The sequence below is a fragment of the Mycolicibacterium agri genome, from assembly GCF_002553505.1.
Taxonomy (GTDB): domain Bacteria; phylum Actinomycetota; class Actinomycetes; order Mycobacteriales; family Mycobacteriaceae; genus Mycobacterium; species Mycobacterium agri.
Map to the genome: position 1 here is coordinate 1 of NZ_PDCP01000153.1, position 6,962 is coordinate 6,962.

General features: G+C 66.4%; 5 protein-coding genes and 1 pseudogene. 1 reads left to right on the forward strand and 5 read right to left on the reverse strand.

Annotated features, from left to right (window positions below):
• A pseudogene (locus CQY20_RS35065) lies at positions 1-314 on the forward strand (hypothetical protein); the annotation flags it as partial.
• A 34-nt stretch (positions 315-348) separates the two neighbouring features.
• Here the strand turns inward: CQY20_RS35065 and CQY20_RS32765 are convergent.
• The 5 genes from CQY20_RS32765 to CQY20_RS32785 form a co-directional block, all read right to left on the reverse strand.
• Positions 349-1,980, reverse strand: coding sequence for an antitoxin MazE-like protein (locus CQY20_RS32765; protein ID WP_097945342.1), 1,632 nt, complete (start codon positions 1,978-1,980; stop codon positions 349-351).
• Complete coding sequence (cydD, locus tag CQY20_RS32770; protein ID WP_097945348.1) at positions 1,973-3,523, reverse strand: thiol reductant ABC exporter subunit CydD; 1,551 nt, start codon at positions 3,521-3,523, stop codon at positions 1,973-1,975. The genes CQY20_RS32765 and cydD overlap by 8 nt, the downstream gene beginning before the upstream one ends.
• Before the next feature lie 23 nt (positions 3,524-3,546).
• Positions 3,547-4,587, reverse strand: a complete 1,041-nt coding sequence (cydB, locus tag CQY20_RS32775) for a cytochrome d ubiquinol oxidase subunit II (RefSeq protein WP_097945350.1) — start codon at positions 4,585-4,587, stop codon at positions 3,547-3,549.
• Positions 4,588-4,600: 13 nt separating this feature from the next.
• Positions 4,601-6,061, reverse strand: coding sequence for a cytochrome ubiquinol oxidase subunit I (locus tag CQY20_RS32780; protein ID WP_097945344.1), 1,461 nt, complete (start codon positions 6,059-6,061; stop codon positions 4,601-4,603).
• Positions 6,062-6,161: 100 nt separating this feature from the next.
• Entirely contained in the window at positions 6,162-6,383 is a 222-nt protein-coding gene (locus CQY20_RS32785; RefSeq protein ID WP_097945346.1) for a hypothetical protein, read from the reverse strand.
• Positions 6,384-6,962 lie beyond the last annotated feature (579 nt).

Consider the following 6,962-nt stretch of genomic DNA (forward strand, 5'->3'; position numbering starts at 1 on the left):
TGATCACCTCAACCTCAAACCACCGATCAGCCTCACCCGCCCACTCCACCTGCTCAGCAATCGCCGGCCCCAACACCACCTGGACAGCCCGCTACCCCGGTGCGGAGTGGGAAGTCACCGGACCCGATGAGACGACCGTCCGTGACCGGTTGGGATTCCAGCAGCGCCAACGCATGAGCGCCGACGCCGACACGGATCTGATGCGCACCACCGGAGTGACGTTTGTCTTCGTTCCGATCATCACCCGAGGCGATGACGGCACGTCGAAAAGGTCGTCTTGGATGATGAGCGCCGGCCGGGGTTTGGCGGCGTAGACGCCGCCTGAGACGGTCCAGAGTTCGCCGCGGGTCACTCGTCGTCGGCCAGCTCGGAGATGGCCTCAACGAAGTCCATGTCGTCGCTGTGCCGGTCGGCTTCGGCCAGTGCTAGCGCTTCGCGGTGTGCTTCTGCGGCGAACTGCGCCGACCGGACGTCGGGCACCCACACTTGTACGGGGCGGTACGAGTGAGCCTTCGCCATCGCGAGGTCGATTCTCGGAAATCGGGAATCGGATTGCAGGTGGTGCGTGGCGACGACGACCGTCCGCCCCGGCGAGAACAACGCGCCCGGAGTGAGCAGTTGGGTGAGAATGTGTTGTCCGTCGTCAGCGTCGAGATGTTCGGTCGGCTCATCGAGCAACACGGTTGTGGCGCTAGAAATCAGCGCACGCGCCAGCAACAAACGCCTTCGCTGCCCGGCTGAGACCGCCGCCGCACCGCCCGTCAGCACCGTAGACAAACCTTTGGGCAGTGCGTCTAGCCACTCGGTAAGGCCCACTTGGCCGAGCACAGTGCGAATCTCATGGTCGGTGGCATCACCCCGGGCTACCAGGATGTTGTCGCGCACTGTCGTGTCGAAGAGATGCGCATCTTCGGCGAAAAAGACTGCACCCGGTGAACTCTCGGCTATTGCCATCAGCAGCGTGGTCTTGCCGGCTCCGCTGGGTCCGGTTACCGCCAGCCGTGCACCGGACTCGGGCGCGACAGGCACCACTGTCGGCCGCGACCGCGTGTCCTGCGGTGAGGTGAGGTCGGCGAGGCGATCGGCCGCAATCCGCGAACGGGTGAATTGCACGGCCGCCGCCGGCAGTGCGGCGGTTGCCTCAAAAGCGGACAACGGCAACAACATCAGAATTGCAATGGTCGTCGGCGCCGCCGCACCGGCGATCGAGATCGCGGCGATCACGGCACCGAGCACACTGGCACCGATTGCCAATGTGGGTAACGCCGTCGCAACCGCGGCTGGTGACGCGGCCCGGTCGGCGGCTCGTCCCCAGTCGCGATGACGGCGGTCGGATTCGGCGATCACGGGGTCGAGGCGGCCGGCGACTCGCAGCTCTGGTGCGTGCTCGAGGGCCAGCATCACCGCGATATCTCGGCCGGAATGATGTTGTTCGGCAATCCTTTCTGCCGCCGAGGTGCCGCGGGCCGCCAGCCACGGCGCCACCGCGCCGGCGAGCAGCAGGCACCCAGCGAGCACGACTGCGGCGGCCGGGGAAATCACCGCGATCACGGTGACGGCCGCCAGGCCGAGCACGACAGCGATCGCGACCGGCAACACCGCGCGAACGAGGACGTCGGACAGCTCGTCGACGGATGCGCCGAGCCGAGTGACCAGTTCGCCGCTGTGCAGCCGCATCACCGTCTCAGCGGGTGCACATGCCAGTCGGCGATACAGCCGCCCCCGCGTATCGGCCGCAGCGCGCAGGGCGGTGTCGTGGGATGCCAGCCGCTGGCAGTAGCCGAGGACGCCGCGGGAGATGCCGAGCGCACGCACCGCAACCACGGCCACCGTCAGGTCCAGGACCGGCGGCATCTGCCAGGCGCGTGTGATGAGCCACGCCGCGACCCCGGCCAATGCCAGCGCACTACCCAGCGACAGCACCCCGAGTAGCGTCGCAAGCGCCAGCCGGCCGATTCGAGGGCGCAGTAGGTCAAGCATCGACGAGGCTCCCCGTGTGCAGCACCCGGTCACCGATGGCCAGCACGGGTTCCCGGTGACCTATTACGAGAACCGTCGCACCGGCAGCGGCCCTTGACGTGATGGCCTGCAAGACAAGGGCCTCCGTCCGCGCGTCCAGGTGCGACGTGGGTTCGTCGAGCAACAGCACAGGTGCTTGGGATCCGAGTGCCCGGGCCAGCCCCAGCCGCTGCCGCTGCCCCAGTGACAAGCCGACGCCATCGCGGCCGAGCATCGTTTCCAGGCCGTCAGGCAGGCGGGTCAGCACCTCATCGAATCCCGCTGCACGACAGGCGTTGTCAAGATCGTCCAGCGGACCGAACAGCTCGAGGTTGTCGCGGACGCTGCCCGGCACGATCACCGGCCGGTGCGCCAGCCAGGCGACCTGCTGCCACCACGCATGCGGCTCGAGTTCGGCGACGTCGATGCCGCCGACTCGAACATCCCCATCGGTCAAGCCGAGAATGGCGTGCAGGAGGGTGGTCTTGCCCACACCGTTGGGCCCGGTCAACACGGTCACCCTGCCCGGTTCGATGTCAGCGTCCAACGCGCCGACGTGGATGTTTGCGCCCGCCGCCTCGACCGTGCGGGTGCCGCAGCGTCGTACACCGGTCGCCTGAAAGAGCTTGTGTGCGTTCTCGGCCGCAACCTTGCCGTCCTGCGCCGCATGGAACTCCATGCCGACACGGCGCAGCGGCCAGAACACCTCCGGCGCGAGCAGCAACGCGGTGAGCGCCGCCGACAGTGTCACGTCGCCGTAGACCAGGCGTAGGCCGACGCCGACCGCGACCAGGGCTACCCCCAGCGTCGCAAGCAACTCCAGCACCAGCGCCGACAGGAATGCGATTCGCAGCGTGGCCATAGCCGACCGGCGGTGGGCGGCAGCCAGTTCGGCGATCCGGTCCGCCGAACCATCGACTCGGTGGAGTGCCCGCAGGGTGGGAAGCCCTGCGACCAGATCGAGCAGCCGAGACTGCAAGGTTGTCATCGCCGCCAGCGAGGCCGCCGACCGCTCACGGGTGAGCAGTCCGATGAGCACCATGAAGATCGGCACCAGCGGGAGCGCGATGAGAACGATCAATGCAGACGGCACGTCGTAACAGGCAATGGCGACGACAGCGGCCGGGGTCAAGATGCCGGCAAGGAACAGCGACGGCAGATAACCGGTGAAATACGGCCGCAGCCCGTCGAGACCGTGCGTGATCAACGCCGCCGCGGAATCGCGCTGCGCCGCGAGTTCACGCGGGGCCCGCGCGGTGACCGTGCGCAGCAACCGCGTGGCCAGATCTGCGATGACCGCCGTCGCCCCGCGTTGCGATAGCCGACCCTGGATCAAGGTGGCGAGCGCTCGAACGCTCCATAGCGAAGCCAGGATCCACAGTGCACCCGCCCAGTGCCCCGCCGTGCGTGACATGGGGTTGGTGATAACGCCCGCAACGATCTGCGCAAGTACTATCGCCGACGCGATCGTGGCGCCGCTGATCACCACCCCGCAGCCCACCGAGGCGGCCAGGAAGCGCCGCATCAACGGCGAGCTTCGCCAGAGGTTCAGGTCGGCCGCCTCGTCAGCCCGACGGATGCGGGGATCGCGTCGGCGGTGATCCGCCGGCGGAACACCCAGTAGGTCCACGCCTGATAGCCGATCACCAAAGGCAGCAGGGTCAACGATGCCCAGCTCATGATCTTGAGGGTGTACGGGGTCGATGACCCGTTGTAGATCGTCACGCTCCATGCCGGGTCGAGGGTGGACGGCAACAGGTTCGGATACAGCGAACCGAACAACAACACCACCACTGCGGCGATGACGATCACGGTGGACACAAACGCCCAGCCTTCGTTGCGGCGGGCCCACATCAATGCGACGGCGGCGAGGAGGGCGACCACGGCGACAGCCAGCGCCAGCCAAGTCCACGACTTCCCGTGGGCCACTTGCGTCCACAGACCGAAGCCGCCGGCCAGCACGATCGCCGGTAGCGACAGCGCACGTGCGAACCGAAATGCGCTGTCGCGCACAGGATCCCCTGTCTTCAGCGCGACGAACACCGCGCCGTAGAAGGCGAACAGCGCCGCGGTGGCCAGACCGCCTAGCAACGTGTAGGCGTTGAGCACGTCGCCGATCGAGAGGTGAATCTTGTGATCGCCACCGATCGGCAGGCCACGGACGAGGATCGCAAAGGCCACTCCCCACAGAATCGCGGGAAGCCATGACCCGACGGCGATGGCGGCGTCCGCCCATGCCCGCCACCGCGCGTCGTCGATCTTGCCGCGCCACTCGATGCCCACGATGCGCAGGATCATGCCGAAGAGGATCGCCAGCAGAGGCAGGTACAGAGCAGAGAACACGGTCGCATACCAGTTCGGGAAGGCCGCGAACATCGCAGCGCCGGCGGTGATCAGCCACACCTCGTTGGCGTCCCACACCGGTCCGATGGTGTTGAGCACGGCGCGCCTGCGGGTTTCGGAGTCACCGGAACCGACCATCCCCAGCGGTGCCATCAGCATGCCGACCCCGAAGTCGAAGCCCTCGAGGATCAAGAAGCCGAGGAACAGCGCCGCGATGAGGATGAACCACAGTTGTTGGAGTCCCATGATCACGTCTCTCTCAGTAGGCGAAGGACAGCGGGGCCACGTCGTCTGACCCCGGCGCAGACGGCGGGGCGGGTTCCGAGTCGTGTGGCTGTGGCCCAGCGACCACATAGCGGCGCATCAGCCCGAACCAGATCACGGCCAGCACGCCGTACAGCAGCGTGAAGACGGTGAGCGACACCCACACCATCGCGGCGCTGTGGTCGGAGACACCTTGTTGTACTGTCAGCCGGACCATCTGATCGCCCGTCGGGTTAGGCGCCACCACCCACGGTTGCCTGCCCATTTCGGTGAACACCCAACCGGCCGAGTTGGCAAGAAACGGCGTCGGAATGGTCAGGATGCCGAACCAACCGAACCAGCGCCCAGCGGGTGTTCGGCCGCGCCGCGTAAGCCACAGTGCGGCGAACGCGAAAGCGACTGGGACCAGAAGCAACCCGATCATGGCGCGGAACGCCCAATACGTGACGAACAGGTTGGGTCGGTAGTCGCCCGGGCCGAACCTCTGTTGGTAGGACTGCTGCAGATCCTTGACGCCCTGAAGGGTCACGCCGTCGAACCGCCCCTCGGCGAGGTAGGGCAGCACGTACGGGACGTCGATGACGCGCGTCACGCTGTCACAGTTGTTCTGCCGCCCGACTGTGAGGATGGAGAATTCGGGGTTGGTCTCGGTGTGGCACAACGATTCCGCGGACGCCATCTTCATCGGCTGTTGCACGAACATCAGCTTGCCCTGATGGTCACCGGTGAAGAAGATGCCGATGGCGGCCGCCAGTGCGAGCAGGCTACCGGCGATGGTCGCCGGCCGGTACATGGTCCTGGCATCGTCGACGTCCTCCGGCCGTCTCTGTGACCGCACCATCAGCCATGCCGAGACGCCGGCGACGAACGCGCCGGCGGTGAGCAGCGACGCCGAAACCGTATGCAGGAAGGCCCAAATCGCGGTGTTGTTGGTCAGCAGCGCGCCGAAGTCCACGAGCTCGGCGCGCCCGGTCTGCGGATTGAAGCGGGTGCCGACGGGATGCTGCATGAATGAGTTCGCGGCGATGATGAAGAACGCCGAGGCGTTGACGGCGAATGCGACGATCCAGATGCAGGCAAGGTGGATCAATCGGGGAAGCCGGCCCCAGCCGAAGATCCACAGCCCGATGAACGTCGACTCGAAGAAGAAGGCGATCAGGCCCTCGAAAGCGAGGGGCGCGCCGAAGACGTCACCGACGAAGCGCGAGTACTCGCTCCAGTTCATCCCGAACTGGAACTCCTGCACGATGCCGGTGGCCACCCCGATCGCGAAGTTGATCAGGAAGAGCTTCCCGAAGAACCGGGTCAGGCGGTACCACGCGGTATTGCCGGTCACCACCCATGCCGTCTGCATCGCCGCGATGATGGGCGCCAGCCCGATGGTCAGTGGAACGAAGATGAAGTGGTACACGGTGGTGATGCCGAACTGCCACCGCGAAACATCCAAGGCATTCATGCGCGGCTCCAGGGCTCGATTTATACCTACGACGCATGGTAGTAGTGATATCGCCCGAATGCGCTAGGGCCGTTAGACCCGTGTTTGTGACGGGGTGCGATCAGCGGCCGATACCGAACCGCTCGCGTATCAGCGCGGACACCGACTTCGCTGGGCTTTCGGCTTGCGGCGGATTCGCCGACGGCTCTTCGCGGCTCTGGGTGGGAACAGGCTCTTCAGTGTCGTCCATCTTCGCCTCTGCCAAGATTTGGCCTCCCCCGAACTGACGCGCATCCGCCGACACTATTGACGCCGACGTCAGCACATTGACGCTGTCGATCATACTCCAGATCCATTGAGTCCGTTGATGTTCCAGCTACCTCACAGCGCCCGATGTCTTGCATCCTCGTTACGGCTAAGTGTAACGTCTCGGTCGTGGCGGCTCGGCGGTTGCGGTGCCAGGAATGCGGTACGACGTTTCACGGTCGCGCCGACGCACGTTTCTGCTGCGGACCGTGCCGCCAGAAGGCATATCGGGCCAGGGTGAGGCGCCACGCGCTCGACACAGTTTCCGCACCGGAACTGGCCAACGCACTCAGGCTGGCGGGTCAGACCCGACAACGGGCACGGGAAGCCCGTGACCGGGCCGCCACAGTGCGCCGCGCGGCCGTAGACACGGTCACCCGTTTGCAGTCGATGTCACCGATCACCGGCGGGCGCGTACCCCGCCGGTAGCCTCAGTTGGCCATAGAGCCCAAGTGCCGCGTGCCCGGTGACCAACGACTCTGGCCTGTTCCGGCTGGCTGACTACCGTCGGTACACATGGGTGAAAACACGCCGGATTCGGCAGTTCCCCCCCCCCCCGGGGGGGGGGGGGGGGGGGGGGGGGGGGGGGGGGGGGGGGGGGGGGGGGGGGGGGGGG

Coding starts and splice junctions, on each gene's coding strand:
- CQY20_RS32780 (WP_097945344.1), bottom strand. CDS start 6,061: ATGAATGCCTTGGATGTTTCGCGGTGGCAGTTCGGCATCACCACCGTG.
- cydB (WP_097945350.1), bottom strand. CDS start 4,587: ATGGGACTCCAACAACTGTGGTTCATCCTCATCGCGGCGCTGTTCCTC.
- cydD (WP_097945348.1), bottom strand. CDS start 3,523: ATGCGGCGCTTCCTGGCCGCCTCGGTGGGCTGCGGGGTGGTGATCAGC.
- CQY20_RS32765 (WP_097945342.1), bottom strand. CDS start 1,980: ATGCTTGACCTACTGCGCCCTCGAATCGGCCGGCTGGCGCTTGCGACG.
- CQY20_RS32785 (WP_097945346.1), bottom strand. CDS start 6,383: ATGATCGACAGCGTCAATGTGCTGACGTCGGCGTCAATAGTGTCGGCG.